At 71.5% G+C, this 15,244-nt stretch carries 20 protein-coding genes; 2 read left to right on the plus strand and 18 right to left on the minus strand.

Annotated elements, in window-relative coordinates; genetic code table 11:
- Nucleotides 1–43: 43 nt before the first annotated feature.
- The 10 genes from J7E88_RS00760 to J7E88_RS00805 all read right to left on the minus strand — a co-directional run bounded on the left by J7E88_RS00760 (nt 44) and on the right by J7E88_RS00805 (nt 6,557).
- Entirely contained in the window at nt 44–769 is a 726-nt protein-coding gene (locus J7E88_RS00760; protein WP_308307211.1) for a DUF317 domain-containing protein, read from the minus strand.
- A gap of 114 nt (nt 770–883) precedes the next feature.
- Entirely contained in the window at nt 884–1,231 is a 348-nt protein-coding gene (locus J7E88_RS00765) for a hypothetical protein (RefSeq protein WP_215176133.1), read from the minus strand.
- Between the two features lie 30 nt (nt 1,232–1,261).
- On the minus strand, nt 1,262–2,065 hold the full coding sequence (locus tag J7E88_RS00770; RefSeq protein WP_215176134.1) for a DUF317 domain-containing protein: 804 nt from the start codon (nt 2,063–2,065) through the stop codon (nt 1,262–1,264).
- On the minus strand, nt 2,062–2,445 hold the full coding sequence (locus J7E88_RS00775) for a hypothetical protein (protein ID WP_215176135.1): 384 nt from the start codon (nt 2,443–2,445) through the stop codon (nt 2,062–2,064). Before J7E88_RS00775 ends, J7E88_RS00770 begins: the two co-directional genes overlap by 4 nt.
- A gap of 281 nt (nt 2,446–2,726) precedes the next feature.
- Nucleotides 2,727–3,134, minus strand: a complete 408-nt coding sequence (locus tag J7E88_RS00780) for a hypothetical protein (protein WP_215176136.1) — start codon at nt 3,132–3,134, stop codon at nt 2,727–2,729.
- A 15-nt stretch (nt 3,135–3,149) separates the two neighbouring features.
- Nucleotides 3,150–3,806, minus strand: a complete 657-nt coding sequence (locus J7E88_RS00785) for a hypothetical protein (RefSeq protein WP_215176137.1) — start codon at nt 3,804–3,806, stop codon at nt 3,150–3,152.
- Nucleotides 3,803–4,552, minus strand: coding sequence for a hypothetical protein (locus J7E88_RS00790; protein ID WP_215176138.1), 750 nt, complete (start codon nt 4,550–4,552; stop codon nt 3,803–3,805). Before J7E88_RS00790 ends, J7E88_RS00785 begins: the two co-directional genes overlap by 4 nt.
- Nucleotides 4,553–4,574: 22 nt before the next feature.
- Nucleotides 4,575–5,273: a hypothetical protein gene (locus tag J7E88_RS00795; protein ID WP_215176139.1), complete on the minus strand. Its 699-nt coding sequence runs from the start codon at nt 5,271–5,273 to the stop codon at nt 4,575–4,577.
- A gap of 13 nt (nt 5,274–5,286) precedes the next feature.
- A complete protein-coding gene (locus J7E88_RS00800) occupies nt 5,287–6,135 on the minus strand; it encodes a relaxase/mobilization nuclease (RefSeq protein WP_215176140.1) in 849 nt (282 codons plus the stop codon).
- On the minus strand, nt 6,132–6,557 hold the full coding sequence (locus tag J7E88_RS00805) for a hypothetical protein (RefSeq protein ID WP_030958056.1): 426 nt from the start codon (nt 6,555–6,557) through the stop codon (nt 6,132–6,134). Before J7E88_RS00805 ends, J7E88_RS00800 begins: the two co-directional genes overlap by 4 nt.
- Before the next feature lie 273 nt (nt 6,558–6,830).
- Between J7E88_RS00805 and J7E88_RS00810 the strand changes: the two genes are divergently transcribed.
- Complete coding sequence (locus J7E88_RS00810; RefSeq protein ID WP_215176141.1) at nt 6,831–7,373, plus strand: HNH endonuclease; 543 nt, start codon at nt 6,831–6,833, stop codon at nt 7,371–7,373.
- A 64-nt stretch (nt 7,374–7,437) separates the two neighbouring features.
- On the opposite strand, the gene J7E88_RS00815 is transcribed toward J7E88_RS00810, so the two are convergent.
- From J7E88_RS00815 to J7E88_RS00845, 7 genes are all read right to left on the minus strand, one after another.
- Nucleotides 7,438–7,935, minus strand: coding sequence for a hypothetical protein (locus tag J7E88_RS00815; RefSeq protein WP_215176142.1), 498 nt, complete (start codon nt 7,933–7,935; stop codon nt 7,438–7,440).
- A gap of 29 nt (nt 7,936–7,964) precedes the next feature.
- A complete protein-coding gene (locus J7E88_RS00820) occupies nt 7,965–9,257 on the minus strand; it encodes an MFS transporter (RefSeq protein ID WP_285427492.1) in 1,293 nt (430 codons plus the stop codon).
- Between the two features lie 28 nt (nt 9,258–9,285).
- Entirely contained in the window at nt 9,286–10,464 is a 1,179-nt protein-coding gene (locus tag J7E88_RS00825; RefSeq protein WP_215176144.1) for a hypothetical protein, read from the minus strand.
- The gene (locus tag J7E88_RS00830; RefSeq protein ID WP_030958049.1) at nt 10,461–10,919 is read right to left on the minus strand and encodes a hypothetical protein; all 459 of its coding nucleotides are present in this window, start codon (nt 10,917–10,919) and stop codon (nt 10,461–10,463) included. Before J7E88_RS00830 ends, J7E88_RS00825 begins: the two co-directional genes overlap by 4 nt.
- A gap of 193 nt (nt 10,920–11,112) precedes the next feature.
- Nucleotides 11,113–11,874, minus strand: a complete 762-nt coding sequence (locus J7E88_RS00835; protein ID WP_215176146.1) for a glycosyltransferase — start codon at nt 11,872–11,874, stop codon at nt 11,113–11,115.
- 25 nt (nt 11,875–11,899) lie between these two features.
- Nucleotides 11,900–12,319, minus strand: coding sequence for a hypothetical protein (locus J7E88_RS00840; protein ID WP_308307214.1), 420 nt, complete (start codon nt 12,317–12,319; stop codon nt 11,900–11,902).
- Nucleotides 12,320–12,592: 273 nt separating this feature from the next.
- Entirely contained in the window at nt 12,593–13,108 is a 516-nt protein-coding gene (locus J7E88_RS00845; protein WP_215176148.1) for a hypothetical protein, read from the minus strand.
- Nucleotides 13,109–13,274: 166 nt separating this feature from the next.
- Between J7E88_RS00845 and J7E88_RS00850 the strand changes: the two genes are divergently transcribed.
- Nucleotides 13,275–13,478 (plus strand): hypothetical protein, encoded by a 204-nt coding sequence (locus tag J7E88_RS00850; RefSeq protein WP_215176150.1) that lies wholly within the window; start codon nt 13,275–13,277, stop codon nt 13,476–13,478.
- A gap of 237 nt (nt 13,479–13,715) precedes the next feature.
- Here J7E88_RS00850 and J7E88_RS00855 read toward each other — a convergent pair whose 3' ends face one another.
- Nucleotides 13,716–15,230 (minus strand): VirB4 family type IV secretion system protein, encoded by a 1,515-nt coding sequence (locus J7E88_RS00855; RefSeq protein ID WP_215176152.1) that lies wholly within the window; start codon nt 15,228–15,230, stop codon nt 13,716–13,718.
- Nucleotides 15,231–15,244: the final 14 nt, after the last annotated feature.

The following is a 15,244-nucleotide window of genomic DNA, read 5'->3' on the forward strand; positions in this document are numbered from 1 at the left end:
TGGGCGGCGGGGTCGAGGGGAATGGTGGGGTGTCCTATCGGGATCAGCGGCGAGCGGTGGAACGGGTGGCGTTTTCCTTCGCCGGGGGCGTCACGGCCTCTGGCTGGCGCCGCACGCCGCGGGCCTGCCTGCGGATGCCGGCGAGTCGGGCGGCGTGGGCCTCGACGACCTGCTCCGGGGTGAGCGGGCTCGGCTTCTGCACGGCGCCGTGGGCGGTGCGGTCGTACATGCCGCGCTGGAGCGGGGCGCGGTCAGCGAGCGTGGTGATGAAGGCGGTCACGAGGTGCTCCGGTGTGTTGCCGTCGAACCAGGCGTGCCAGATCCGGGGGCCCGCAGCGGAGGGTCCGGGTTGGTCCCGGACCTCGATGTGCCAGGACGTACGGTCTGGTTCGCGCCACGGCACGGTGCCGTCACCCTTCTCCGGCCGGCGCTCCACCCTGCACCCCGGTGGATCGGAGACGGCGGCCCCGCGGCCGTCGATGAGCCAGCCAGCAGCTTCCAGCGCCGGCAGGGGGTTGGCCGGCTCGGCGGGTGCAGGTGCGACGAGGGCGTCGGTGAGGGCGGCGAGGACCTCGGCGGGAACGAGTTCGCCGAACTCGGCGTACCAGCCCGGCTCGCTGCCGGTGGGCTCGGCCCCGCAGCCGCCACCACGCGGAGGTGGCGGACTGCGGGTCGAACTGCAGGCTGTGACGGTGATCAGGGCTGCGCAGGACGATGTCGGCGCTGAGCGGGTCGGAGGTGGGTCTCCATCCGGCGGCGGCCAGGCCATGGGTGACGTGGCGGGCGTCTCCGGGGCCGGCGAGGTGGCGGGGGCTGGTGTCGAACGGGATCCGCCAGGCGTGCTTGTCGGCGAAGGCGGCGAGCTGCCGTTCGCTCAGCGGCACTAGCCGCACTCCGGCTCGGTGGCGACGGCGCTGCCGTACAGGCCCCGGAGGCCGTCCAGGACGTAGTGGAGGGTGTGCTGGTCTGCCTGCTCCCATGCGGCGGTGCGCAGGTCCGTGATCAGGAGTCCGACCTCGAGGGTGCGCGGGGTGTCCGGATGGTCCTGCACGGCGCGGGCGAGGGCCCGCAAGGTGTCGGCGAGCTGGACGGGCAGGCCCGTGTACTCGTCGAGCAGAGGCTCGACGAGGGCGAGCGCCTCTTCGGGGTCGGGGCTCTCACGCAGGTAGTCGGTAAGAAGGGACAGGGTCTCGGTCGCCGTGCGGACCGTGTCAGGGGTGAGTGCGGGCATCAAGCTCCTCGGTTCGTGGGGTGTGGGTGATCAGTGGTAGGTGCGGGCGCCACCAGCGTTGGCGTGGGGGCGGGCCGCGGTGCGGGGCCGGCTGCTCCGGGCGGCGTTGCGAGCCCAGGTGGCGGCGCGGGCGGCAGTGATCCGGGCCTGCTGCCAGGCGCTGAGCTCGGAGGGCAGCACGGACACGGACGCGGTGCGGATCTGGGCGCTCTGTGGAACCCGTCCCAGCGGGCGCATCACGGGTTCGGGGCTGGCGAGCGCGGTCGAGAAGGCTTCCACCAGGTGCATCGGGGTGCTGGGGGCGAACTGGGCTGTCCAGCCGTTGCCTTGCTTGTCCTTCGCCCCGGACCACCACATCGCCTCGCCGTCGGGGCCCTGGTGGAACTGCATCCAGGCGCTGCCGTCGGGGCTGGTCGCGGTCACGTGCTCGGCGTTGGACGGATGGTCCCACCCGTGCTCCCGCAAAGGTGCCCACACGTTGGGGGCGTGCGCGGAGCGGGGCCGGGTGAGGGCGTCGGTGAGACCGGCGACGATCTCCACCGGCGTTTGCCGCCCGAGTACTGCCCACCACTGCTCTTGGTGGCCGCTCGCGGCACCGTGGATCGTCCACCCGCCGGGCAGTACGAAGGGGTCGTAGGTGATACGGACCGCGCGGTCCGGGCTTTCCATGGCGAGAGGACCGCCGGCCTTGGACTTGTCCCGCCAACCCGAAGCGCGCAGGAACTCGGAGACGTGCCGGAGGTCACCGCCGCCGGCGAGGGCGCGGGGCTCGACGAGGTACTGCTGCTGCGCCTGCTCGCCCGCCCCCCAGCCCTGCCACTGCTTCCTCTTCACCGGCGCCGCCGGACGACGAGTGGAGCAGGGGCCGGCGGCTTCGCCGGTGCGGTGTCGGGCCGGTTGCCGGCGTGCTGGAGGATCTCTCGGTGCTCGTCCAGGTCCCCGCCGATGGCGTCGAGCTCGTTCGTGGCCCGCCCCAGGGCGAGCCACACCTCGGCGGGCAGGGCGCCGCGCTCGGCCTGGACCTTGGCGAACATGCTGCTGACGGAGACGAGGTGGGTGACGCCGGCGAGGACGCCGTCCGCAGGGTCGACAACGCGTGCGATGACCTGCGTTGCTTCATGCGGGGGGAGTATCGCGAGGTGGTCGCCGAGCTGGCCGAGCTGGCGGGCGATCTCGTCGGCCAGCCGCACCGGGTACGGGTTGGAGTGGGGCATGCTCCTCCAGGACGGGGGTCGGTATCAGTGGTGGTGGCGGTGGCCGGTCCGCCGGGCTTCGCCGAGGACGGCTTCGGGGCGGGCAGGTGCCGGCGGGGAGGGGCGGTGGGGGCTGGTGGTGATGCAGGCGCGTAGGTAGCGGCGGAACAGGGCGGTGGCGAGGCGGGGTGTGAGGCGGTGGCTGATCGGCGGGGGCTTGCGGGGTGTTACGGGGTTCTCCGATAAGGCTGTCGGTGCGGGGCGGGCAGCCCGAGCAGGGTGCCGGGGCCGCCCGACGGGCGTTACGGGGTACGCCGGGACGGTGTGGGGCGCGAGGCGGAGGCAGCCCGTGGCGGCTGCTGTCTGATGGGGCGCGGCTTCTTGGCGCGGACTTCCCGCGCGGCCTGCTGGTAGGCGGTTTCGTCGAGCAGGTCGGGGTCGATGTTGACCTTGTATCCGGCCATCAGCAGCGTCGGGATCGCCCGGCTCGCCAGGTGCTTCTGCTCCTCGGCACCGAAGTGGTCGGGCACGGTGTGCCAGATGTACAGGGGGGTGCCGACGGGGTACTCGTGGCGTTCCATACCGAGCTGTTCCAGCAGGTCGTGGAGCTTGGCCGGGGCGCCGGTGGGAGTGGCGGCGTGGATGGTGGTGGTCAACGCTTTGACGTAGATCTCGACGTCGGTGCCGTAATCATCGGCACGATTGCCCATGGGCGGTTCTCCAGTTCAGCGGCGTCGGGGTGCGGGAGCGGACGGCTGCCTCGCGGGGCTCGGCGGCGGTGTTGTGGCTGTCGACCGCTCGGGAGCCCGCGCGGCGTGATTGCGGGCGGCGAGGATCCGGTGGGCGGCGCGTGACAGCGCGTTGGCCGTATTGCCGAGGTCGGCGACGGGGTCGGGGCCTGCGCTCTCGGCGTCCGGGGCAGGGGACAAGGCGATCCAGGCCCTGACCACAACGTCCCGGGTGAGCGGCAGCAGGCCGCTGGCCGGCCCGGCGATCTCGGTCAGGACCTCGGCGACCTCGGTGCTGCTCTCAGCGCGGGAGGCCCGCTCGGCGAGCTGGGCGAGGTAGCGCAGAGCCGCGTCGCGTTCGCCATTCGGCGCGGTCAGCGCGTTCAGGGCGGGGTCGAGATGGACGCTGTGACCGCCGCAGAGCAGGGCGTGCGATGCCGCGGTGGCCTTCAGGCGCTGCTGCTCGATCGGGAGGCCGTGGGGAAGACGGTGGTACTCCCCGCGCGGACCGGGAGCGGTAAGGAAGCCACCGGTTCGCTGGAGGATGTCCGCCGCTCGCTCGGTCCCGCCGATCGCGACGACCAGCCCGGTGCGTGAATCCTTGGTGATGGTGACGTACTCCAGCACCAGGAAGTCGGGCTCCCCTGGCTTCATCGAGCCCTGGAGGCTGGCGTTCGTGTGGCGGCCGGGGCCGGCGGCAGGACGGCACTGGGGGCGGTCCGAGCTGCGGGGTGCTGGAGCGCCGTGCCGATGCCGAGCGCGTCGAGCTGTGGGCCGATCGCGTGCAGGGCGCGGGCCTGGGCCCTGGTGTCGTCTGCGCCGAGGCGGTAGATACCGGTGTGCGGATCCTGGATGAAGCCGTGAGCAGCCAGGACGGCGCCGGCTGCATCACCGACGGGCGCGGCGGCAACGCTGCCGTCCTGCTGCCAGGTCAGGACGACCCGATCCGGCTGGGACGGCTGGATGCCGCCGAGGGCGTTGTGTCGGACCTGGGCGAGCGCGGCTTCGTAGCGGGCGAGCAGGTCGCCGGCGACCTGCTCGGCGCCCAGGAACGGATCGTCCGCGAGCGCGATGCCGTTGGGCTCGGGTACGGGGCGGTACGCCTCGTCGGGCAGTGCGCGCGGGGCGACGGCGGCAATGAGGAATCCGTCGCGTTCGTCGTGCCGTTCCAGGACGACGAGCTGGGCTCCGTCCGGGCGGCTCAGGACGGCTGCCTGCTGGAGTGGGTGCTCAGGGAGTGACGCGGCGACGAGGTCCAGGTCCCAGATGCGGTCGGACAGTTCGGCGAGGTCGTCCTTGTGCTCGGGAGGGTGGTAGGAGCTCGTCCAGGTGCCCGGGAGTTCGCCGGCGAGGACGTCGGCGTACGAGGCGAGGCGCTCGGAGTTGGCGTGATCGTGCATGGTGTCCTTGGGCGAGGTGGGGTCAGCGGCGCAGGCCGGCAGCCACGGGAGGTGGTGGCGGGGCCGGCGCGGTGCGCGGTGGTGGCGGGCAGGCGCAGACGGCGGAGCGATCGCGCTCAGTGGCGGGGACCTCTTCGGCGCAGATGCTGCGGCTGGGGTGCGGGACGTGCCGGTCGGCGAGGGCGTTACGGGTGTCGGAGAGGTCGCTACGGATGGCTTGGAGACGCTCGTCGGCGAGGTAGCGCAGACGGCGGGCGATGTGCGGGTCGGCCGCGTCGCCAAGGCCGTCGTGGAACTCGGCGGTGGCGATGAGGACTTCTTCGAGGGCGGCGAGGATGCCGTCGTGGGAGGCGGTCAGTTCGGTGAGTGCGCCGGCCGCATCCCAGGTGGTGGTGGCTTCGCGGATGCGCTGGGCGAGATGGGCGACGGTGGCGCCCAGCGGCAGATCGTGGACCGGTCGGCGGTCGGTGTCGAAGTCCTCGTCGCAGTCGACGTGGTATCCGACGGCCCGAAGCCGGGCGACGGCTTCGATCCCGAGGCGGGTGTCGTCGCCCTCGATGAGGTTGGTGGGGGCGCGGTGGTAGGTCTCGTGGACGCGGACCACCGGGACGAAGCCCGTACGCTGCAGGACGCTGTGGGCCTCGGGGTCTCCGCCGCGGGCGAGGACCTCCTCGGAGTGCGGGTCGCGGCGGACGGTCAGGAATCGGTCGCCCAGGGGCAAAGAGACGTTTCTCCTACGGTGATCGCCGTGCGGCTGCCGTGATGGTGGGCAGTGCCGGGAAGGCTGTGCGTGGCCGGGTGGGTGCGTTCAGGTGGGTCGCGGTGGTGTCGAGGTCCTGCTGGATGCCGTAGAGGCGGCGGGCGATCAGCTCCAGGCAGTGCGCCGTGGCGGCATCGGGCTGGTGGGCGATGCGGTGGGCGGTGTGTTCGACGAGTCCGCGCACTGTGGCCAACGGGCCGGTCTGCTCGTCGGCGAGCTGCGAGAGGATGGCCGCGAGCTGGGCTGATGCTGTGGAGGCGGGCCGGGCGAGGGCTGGCGGCCTTGGAGTGCTTCGTACGGGCATCAGGCGCAGGTCCTGCTCGATGCGGCGGGACTCGGCCGAGAGGCGTCGCAGGACCTCGGCAGGTTGCGTGTGCCAGGAGCCGTCGAGGCGGATCAGGTTGGCGATCAGGTCGAGGCGTCCGGGCTGGGCCTGGACGGCGATCCACCGGCAGTCGTTCGGCTCGCCGGGGACTTCGATGCCTGCGGCGCGGGCCAGCCGGTGGGCGGCTTCGGCCCATTCGGGGCCGGTCAGCTCACGGTCGTCGGGGTGGAGCCGGACGTCGAGGTGGAAGATCGCGCGCCGGTCGCCGTTCGCGCTGGCGGCGAACGGGTGCTCCATGAGCGGGCCTTCGAGGTGCTCAGCCCACTGGAGGGACGTCCAGATCTTCTGCTCGTCGTCCAAGGTGTAGTAGTCGAGGCCCGGCCAGTGGGCGACGACGGTGTGCTCGGTCAGCCCCTCGTCCGGCGACACCGGACGTCCCAGCGCCTCGGTGAGCACGTCGTTCGGCGTGTGGGTCCGCTCGTGGAGACGGGGAATCACCGGCTGCTCCGGGCGTCGGCTATGTGCACCAACTGGTTGAGGGCGGTGGTGGTGTACCAACCGCAGTCGATCAGGGCGTTGTCGTCGGTGTACTTCGGCAGAAGGGCATCTTCCATGGCCCGGAGATGGATCAGGCAGTCCGGGCAGCGACGCGAGAGGTGCACTAGGTAGCGAGGGTGGGCGGTGATGTACGACTGCGCGCCGCCGGTCGCATCGCGCAGCCGCCATCCGTCCACGTCGGTCGGGGTGTGCCAGGACGGGGCGACCACGCGCATGGCGTCACCCCACAGTTCTCCGCCGGCGACCCCCTTCAGGACGACGACCGTGTCGCCGGCCTGGAAGTGCTGGTGCGTGATGTCCCGATCCGGGGTGAGCGGGTCGGGCGTCGGAGCGAACACCGGTGTGGGCGGGGGCTGGGACATGCGGTTCCTTTCCACGCGAGGCGGGTGGCGGTGGGAGGAACAATGGTCCGGAGGATCGCCGGTTTGGCTAACCGGCGATCGTCGGCTATGTTGCGCCGCGATCAACCGGATCGGCAGCGCAACTGACCGCATCTGACGAACCGTTGGTACGAGAGGCGGCGTCCGCAATTCGCTGACGCGATTGACCTTGTACCAGGCTGCCGCACGTTGTCAGTGCTGCCCGCTAAGTTCCTCCCGAACACGGGGGGTGCCTTGGGCCGGAAGAAGCAGGACATGTGGATCAGGCTGATGGTGCTGTTCACCAACATGGGGCGTTGCGTCTACTGCGACGCTGCCGAGTCAGCGGAGATCGATCACGTCGTCCCGGTAACGCATGCCGGGTGGGACCACTGGGTCAACATGGTCCCGGCCTGTGGGCCGTGCAATCAGGGCAAGAGCGACACGGGGTTGCTGGCGTGGGTTGCTCAGCTGACGTATCAGCGCTACGGCGCGGAAGCCAGTACGTGGCCGCACGGGGACAAGGGCCTCTGGTGGATGCGGGAAAGGATCGAGCGCGCATTCGATGAGGTCACGGCGCGCGTTGAGGGCGTCAAGTCGGAGCTGGACGACAAGGAGCGCCGCGACTGGTTCTTTGACCGTTATTGGTTCCTCGGGAAGAACGATCCGGTCTATCTCTGGCGTGCCTGGGTTTCGACCCGCGTGGAGAAGGCCCGCGAGGAGGGCTGGCCGAAGCCGCCCCCGCCACCGCGCATGAGGGTCGTACGAACCCGCCTGGGGCAGGTGATGGAACCGATCCCGGAGGACGAGACAGCGTGACGGTGGCCCCCCCTACGAAGGGGGCCTGTCTGACGCACGACCCCGGCCGTGCACTGACGGCTGGTCATCGGAACGGGTTCTCCGTCCCGCGGTCGTTCCCGCCGGCGGCGTCGAGGAGTTCGAGCAGGTCGGTGCCCTCCGCATCACGCTGGTCGATCCACCATCCGGCGCGGGTGATGGAGCGGGCCTTCTCCTCCAGCTCCGCCCAGTCCGCCTCGTCCCAAGACCCCTCGACGACCAGTGCGGTGTGAGCGGAGGTCATGAGCTGGTGGCGGGACCGCTCGCCCCAGGCCAGGGCCTTCTCCGGGCCCTCCAGTTGCGGCATGTCGAACTTTTCCGCCCATTCGACGGCAGCCTGCTGCTCTTCGGCGCGCTTGGCGGCGAGCCACTCCTTCGTGGACTCCGTGTCGGCGTCGCGAGCTGCCTTCCAGCAGTCGGTGCAGTCCCGGCCGGCGAGCCAGCGGGCGAATCCGGCGCGCTTGTCGGCGGGACGGTTGGACAGGTCATGGACGACCTCGTGGGAGCAGGAGTGCTCGACAGTCCACTGCGTACGGACAGCCATAGATGAATCTCCTCAAATGGGTATGAAGGTCAGAGGCTTGCGGGGTTGTTCTGGGCGGCCTCGTGCCGGCCTCGGGGTGGGCGGCGGTGTCGACCGGCCCGGGAGAGACGTCCAGCCGGGCCGAGGTGCGGGCGCGCGGCGAGCAGGACGGTGAGGGCGAACGCGGCGCCGGCGGCGGGGAGCGCGGCGCTGGCGAAGGGGTGCTCGGCGAGGCGTCCGGCGAGGGCGGTGCCGGCGGACTGGCCGGCACCGATGGACAGGATCAGCCACGCGTACGCCTCGCTCGTGCGGGCCGCGGCGGTGAGGGCGTCGGTGGTGACGTAGGCGCAGGCGACCACGACGGTGAGGAAGGCGCCGGGCACGATGACCGCGCAGGCGGCCGCGTACGGTCCCAGGAGGGCGAGAAGTGGGAGCCACCCGGCCAGGAACGCGGCCCCGGCAGTGATCATTCGGTCGGTGGTGGTGCTGGTCCAGGTGCGGCGTCCGTAGGCGAGGCCCCCCAGGAAGCTGCCGGTCGAGAATGCGGCGGGCAGGATCCCGGACAGCATGTCCTCGTCGTGGTGCTCGGCCATGGCGATCGACCACACGTTCATGGATCCGATCGCGAACCCGATGCCGGTGAGAGAGACGAAGAGCAGCACCAGGCCGGGGCTGGTCAGCCGCCGTCCTGGCCCGCCGTCCGTGCTCGTCGGCTGCGCGGGACGCCAGCGCCGGGAAGGCGGTGCGCTCGCGACGATGGCGGTGCCGACGAGACCGAGGGCGGCGGTGACGGCGAGAGCGAGGGACGGGCTGTGCGCGGAGGCGAGCGCGGCGGCGAGCAGGGGGCCGACGATGTACAGCAGGCCCTGCGTGCCGGTGTCGAGGGCGAGCGCGGCGTGCCGCAGTCGGCGATTGGGCAGCACACTCGGCCACAGCGCCCGCAGCCCGGCCTCCAGGGGCGGCGTGGTCAGGCCGGCTGCGACGACCACCGCCGTGGCGAGCGCCGGACTTACTTGGGTTCCGACCACAGGCAGGGCCACCAGCAGTGCGGAGTTGAGTACGGCGGCGGGAAGGTGCACGGCGGTCTGTCCGCGGCGGTCCATCAGGCGCCCCTTGACCGGCTGGGACAGTGCGGAGGACAGCCCGTACAGGGCGCTGAGCAGTCCGCCGAAAGCGATGCTGCCTCCGGTCGCGGTGGCCCACAGGAGGATGGCGACGGGTGCCATGCCGTTGGGGAGGCGGCCGGTGAGGGTGCCGCCGAGAAGGCGGGCGACGTACGGGCTGCCCAGCACCGCGCCATAGGTGATGCGCGGTGCCGGGGCCGGGGGTGCGGTCAGGGACAACGGGTGCTTTCTCTCGGGGGAGCGGTGCCTAGCGGTGGCGGGCGGTGGTGGTGCGCGCTGGCGGCGTGGGTGGTGTGGTGTCCACGGCGGGGCGCGGGCGGACCCGTAGGACGGGGGTGCGGTGCGGCGGTAGAACGGCGACGGTCGCCCCGAGGTCCTCGGCCGCGTCATGCACTTCGCGGATGAGGAAGTCGATCTGTCGGCTGAGTGCGGTGAGCCGGGCGGCGATCTGCCGGCCCTGTACGGTCTCCAGGGCGCTGGCGAACTGGCCCGCGGTCTCCAGGAGTTCCTGAAGGCGGACCATCGGGCCCGCGTGGTAGCCGCGTTGGGTGGCACCGAGGAGCGCGTTGGACGCGTCACCGGCGTGCTGGGCCTCGATGACGTCCCGGATGAGTTCCTGCAGCGATATCTCGGGGGCGGGCACGGGCCGGTTGAACACAGAGACGTCCGCGCCAAGTACGCCGGGTGGGACGGGGGCGGGAAGCACCTGTCCGGCCTCGTATTCGTGGGCGAAGTGTCCGATCACCTGCCAGCCGGAGGCGTCCGGGTCACCTCTGAGGGCGACCACCGTCGAGTCGTCGTCCTCGATCAGATGGGCGAGGGTGATGGGCTGCCCGTCAGCGGCGTACCAGGACTCGGTCAGCTCTAGCTCGCCTCGCCGCTGCGCGGCCTGGGCCCGCTCGGTCCACGCCTGCTGTTCTTCGTCGGCCAGCGGGACCTTGTAGTGCTGGTGCTGGTCGGCGAGGTTGCTGGCAATGAAGCCGTGGTCCGCCCAAGCAGCGAGGTAGGGCCACAAGGCCGCATGCTGCGTGCGTACGGCGGAACCGGGGGCGGCGGGCCGGTCGAGCGCCCGCCGGATCTCGGCGGCGGAGACGGCGAGGCCGTCCAGCACGGTCCGCCACCCAGTGATGTGCCGGGCGGGCGGAAGCTCGTCGAGCGCTCGGTGAGCGGCATCGAGCAGTGCATCGGCGTACGGGGCGAGGTGCGTGGCGTACGCCTCCACGGCGGCCTTGTCGCGGTGGGCTCGTGAGGCTGCCGCGGCGCCTTCGTGAACGGTGCGGCCGTAGCGGTCGCGGGTCATGTCGAGCGCGATCTCGGTCTCGCGGGCGATGACGGACATCCGGAGACGGAAGTCGCGTGCTCGGGTTCCGAGGTCGCGTGCCACGGGCAGCGGGCTTTCGGGGGCCGGGTCGCTTCCGGGTGTCATCGGGATCGCCTGCCACCCGACGCCGTCAGGTGGACGGTCGGCGCGTAGGTGGGCTTCGGCGGGATCGGCCGGGCCGACGGCGGCGAGGTGGTGGGTGCCGTGCCGCGCTGCGTCGTACGGCCGGCGGCGGCCTGTGCGAGACGGCTGCGGCGTTCCAGGAGCCCGTTCGGCCGCACGGGAGGTGGCGGGCTGGCCGAAGTGGCGGGGTCGAGAACGACGTCGGCGTGTACGGCGTAACCCTGGCGGCGCAGGTCGTGGACGGCCTGTCGAGTGCGGCGAGGGCCGTCCCGTTCCGGTTCGCTGAGCCTGAACAGCCCGGGTTGGCCGGCGACCGGTTCGAACTCTTCGCGCAGCAGAAACCATTGGGCGAGGTGCGAGGGCATGGAGGAGGTGAAGGAGGCGACGAAGCCGTGTTCCTTGTGAGTGCCGAAGACAAAGTGGGTGCCGGGTTCCAACAGGGTGGGCATCTCCTCACGTGGTCGGTGGTGGAGCAGGTCAGCGGCGGGGTGCCGGACGGGCCGCAGGCAGGGGACGCAGGGGTGCGGACACGGCGAGAGCCGGGCGCCGGTGCGGTGCGCTCACGCGGGCTTGGCGCAGGAACGCGCGGCCCAGGCCGTCGCCGACCGGTAGGCGAGGACGATGTGCGCGTCAGCCACGGGCGAGAGCCTCGCGGGTACGAAGAGCGGCCCGCAGGCTGAGTCCGTAGCCGTGCGCGTGCTCGCGGGCCGCCGCCTCAAGCTGGTCGTACGACGCCTGCTGCGTCATCTGCCCCGGGTGCTTGCGGTATCGGTAGACCGGCAGGCGCAGCAGGATTCCCGGGGCGAGGACCGTGATGCCGACGGCCGCCATATAGTCCTCGCCCTGGACGAGGCCGCCCATTGGGGCTGCTCGTACGAGATCGGTGCGGGCGAGGATCGTGGTCGGCCCGATCGGGATCGTGTCCTGCGGCCGTGCCCAGTAGTTCATGACGTCGCCGGCCCCGTGTCGGCCTGGCGGCGTCGGGCAGCGCCAGAGGGTGGTCGAGCCGTCGGGGTGCAGGTCCTCACTCCAGCCGGCGCACCAGCCCACCCCTGTGGATTCGAGGGCGGACAGCCGTGCCGTCATGGCGTCGTCGGTGAACTCGTCGTCATCGTCTGCCCAGTTCACGTACTTGGTGCGGACCTGGGTGAGGGCGAGGTTGCGGGCGCAGGCGGCGCCGACGGGGCGGGGCAGCGTGAGGGTACGGATGTGCGGGTCCGCCGCGAGAGGGGCGGGCAGGCGGCTCGGGTCGGCGCCGTCGAGGGCGATCACTGCCTCCCACGGCACGGACTGCCGGGTGAGGCTGGCGTGCATGGCGGTCAGGTAATCGAGGCGGTCCTCACGCAGGCGGCTGGCGATGACGATTGTGATCGGGGGCGTGGGCAGGGACATCTCCGGGAAGCGCGGGCGGGAAGGGTCAGCGGCGGGCAACGGTGCGGGGACCAACCGAAGGCGAGGTGGGGGCGGGACGGGCCGGTGGCGCGGCGGCCGAGGCGGGGGCAGACCAGTGCGCCGGGTGGTTGCTGAACCGGGCGCGGGGGTCGGTGCCCCACGCGACGAGAGGACCGGCGGTGGCGTGCAGCACGCTGATCACTTCGATCCCGTGGGGGCGAAGGATGTACCCCCACTGCACGTCCAGATCGGCGGCGGTCTTCTCGGTGACCGTCATGCGGACCGGCGGGGAGCCGTCGGGCGTGACCAGGTGGTCCAGGGTGCTGCTGGCCCACTGTTCACCGCCGGTCAGCGACGAGAGGATCTCGGGCGGGGCACCGTCCAGGAGATCAGTGCCCAGCTCGTCCCATCCCACGGCGACGCCATCCACGAGATGCTGCGCCATAGCTTTGACGTCACGGCCGAACCGGTACCGGTGGGCAGTGAGGAGGATGGGCAGTTTCTCGCTCGGCTGGCCGTCGAGATGGACGTATATGCCGGTGTAGCCGGTCTCGGTGGGGCGAGCGATGAAGGAACCGGTCGACAGGAGGGGCCTCCAGGGCGTTTCAGGATGACTGGGTGGGTGCTGGGCCGGCGGGCGGGACGCGCGGCGGGGTCGGGGCAGTTCTGTCGAGGCCGGTGCCTGGCCCGGCGGCGGGAGGTTCGGCCACGGGTCCTTCTAGACAGAGGCGCTGGGGCCGGCGGCCTTGGCGTCGGTGCGGCGGCAGCTGTAGCCGAGGAGGCTGGACGCCTCAGGCACGCTCGGGACGGCGGCGATGTCCGAGCAGGTGAACGTGTAGGTGAAGGCGGGGCTGGGGCTGGTGCCGAGCCAGGCGCGGTCCTCCTTCTCCGGAATGATCCGCAGACCCGGTGCGGCGACGGCGTCGTGCTGGGTGTGCGTGTGGGAGAAGACGACAAGCGCGCCCGTGGTGGTCTTCAGCGCGGACGCATCGGTGAACTGCGGGTCGGCGGCAGTGAAGCGGGTGGTGCCGCGCGGGCCGAACTTCCGGGTCGTCTCGTCGTGCACCTTGATCTGCCGCTGGGAGGTCTGGTTCGAAGTGAAGACCTTCTTCCCGGTCAGCTCGCCTCCAGTGGCGAAGTTGTCGGTCACCGCCGAGCGGAGCTGGCCGACCGGTGCGGCCAGGGACTTCGAGGAGGCGTCGATGGCGGTGGCGTAACCATCCTTGTCGAGCACGATCTGCGGGAGCTGCTTGGGATCGTCCGTCCGGGCCTACTGCGGGCGGGGTGTAGTGGGCACGCAGGTTCTCCAGATCGGCCTGGGTGACCTGTGCCGGCGCCAGGCGGACACCGTGGGCGGCGTCACGTAGCAGGCGCACCGCCTGTGGTGTGTGGCGGTGCTCATGGCCGGCCCAGAGGGCTATGGCCACGAAGTGGCCGGCTATGTGGTCGAGCACGGGCGTGGTGGCTTCGACGAGCCGACGGGTGACGGCGCTGACCTCGGCGGGCGTCTCCGCCATGGCGAGCGCGGTGAGGTAGGGAGTCAGGTCGGGAAGCGGCAGCGGCTCGTCGGGGAGCAGGTGCGCGGCGCGTCCCGGCGGGCGTAGCGGTGAAGCGTGTTGGGCGAGGTCTCACGCTGTTCCGGATCTTGGTAGGGCAGGGAGAGGTCCGTTCTGATCGACTGGCGGTGAGTGGCAGCAGGATCGTCTGCGGTCACGGTCCGAAGAGGGCGGCCTGATCGGCGTGGACATCGGTCCAGCCGAAGACCACGCGCTCCATCGATTGGTGGCGGTCGGCGGCAGGACGCGGGGTCACTGCCAGTTGGGGTGAACTCGCGGGACTTCTCAGTGCATGCGGGCGTCGGTGTCGAACAGCGACAGCTCGCGCGAATGCAAAAGATGTTGAACGATGAACGATCGCCCGGCGACCTTCCACAGGCCACGCCCTCGGTTGAGGTGGGCGACCGCGTCCATCTCGACGGAGGTCAGGCCGAGCAGGGAGGCCGCGGCGTGGAGCTGGTCGGTCTCCTGGCGGTAGATGATGCGGGTGCTGCAGTCGGCGAGGAGGCCCTCGGCGAGAGCACGGCCCTGGGATCCGGCGTTGCCGGCGGTGAGCAGGTCGGACAGCCGGTGGATCACCATGAGGTTGGCGATGCCGAGTCCGCGGGAGAGCTTCCACTGGGCCTGCATTCGCTGCAACAAGCCGACATGGCGCATCAGGCGCCACGCCTCGTCGTACACGATCCAGCGCCGGCCACCGTTCGGATCGGAGAGTGCGGACTCCATCCAGGCGGAGGCGCACGTCATCGCCAGGACCAGCGCCGTGTCGTCGCCCGAGCCGCCGAGCCGGGACAGGTCGATCGTGAGCATCGGTGCGGTCGGGTCGAAGGCGATGGTGGAGGGGGCGTCGAACATGCCGGCCAAGTCACCGTGGACGAGGCGGCGCATCGCGTGGGCCAGGTCACGGGCCGCGTCGCCGAGCTGTCCCGACACCATCCCGGCGGCCTCATCCAGCGCGCCGGAGTTGTTGAGGGTGGCGGCGACGTCACCGAGGAGCGGGGTGCTGCCGGTGTCGGCGGCGCGGGTGACGACGGCGTCGAGGGCGATATCCAGGGCCGTGTGCTCCATGGGCATCAGGTCCCGGCCCAGGACGGTACGGGCCAGGGAGCCGAGCAGGAGCAGGCGCCGCTTACGGATCTCGCCGACCCAGTCGGCCTCGGAGACGCTCACCGGGCGCGGGGCCGCGTCCAGCGGGTTCAGTCTGCCGGGCAGTCCGGGCCCGAGGGCCACGGACCGGCCGCCGAGGGCTTCGGCCACCGGTGTCCACTCGCCCTTGGGATCACACGGAACGTAGACGCGGTACCCGAAGGCCACAGAGCGCAGCGCGAAGGACTTGGCCAGCGCGCTCTTGCCCTGGCCGATGACTCCGGCGAGGAGGAGATTCGGGTTGGTGAAGCCCTCGACCTTGCCGTACAGCGCGAAGGGGTCGAAGACGAATGATGCCTCGGCGTGTACATCGCGGCCGATGTAAATGCCTTCCGCGCCGAGGCCGCCCTCCGCCAGGAATGGGTACGCGCCAGCGGCCACGGCGGTGGTCATGCGGTGTGCGGGCAGCTTCAGCCGGTTCTTCCGGGCGGAGGCGGGGCCGGGGCGTCCGCTCGGGGGGTAGAGCGCAGCGGGCGTCTCGTGCTCGGTGGAGGTGTTCTCGGCCTGGTGGGCGCTGGCTTCGGCGCGGGCCTTGGCGGTGGCTTCGGCGAGCTGGCGACGGGCCTGTTTGCGGCTGGCCCGGTCGGTTCCGTGGGGAGTGAACAGCGGAGACGCGGACGCGCGGCGGGCGCGGCGGGCGGGCCGGTGGCTCATCGGGGGCCCTCGAT

Source organism: Streptomyces sp. ISL-10 (assembly GCF_018614575.1).
GTDB lineage: Bacteria > Actinomycetota > Actinomycetes > Streptomycetales > Streptomycetaceae > Streptomyces.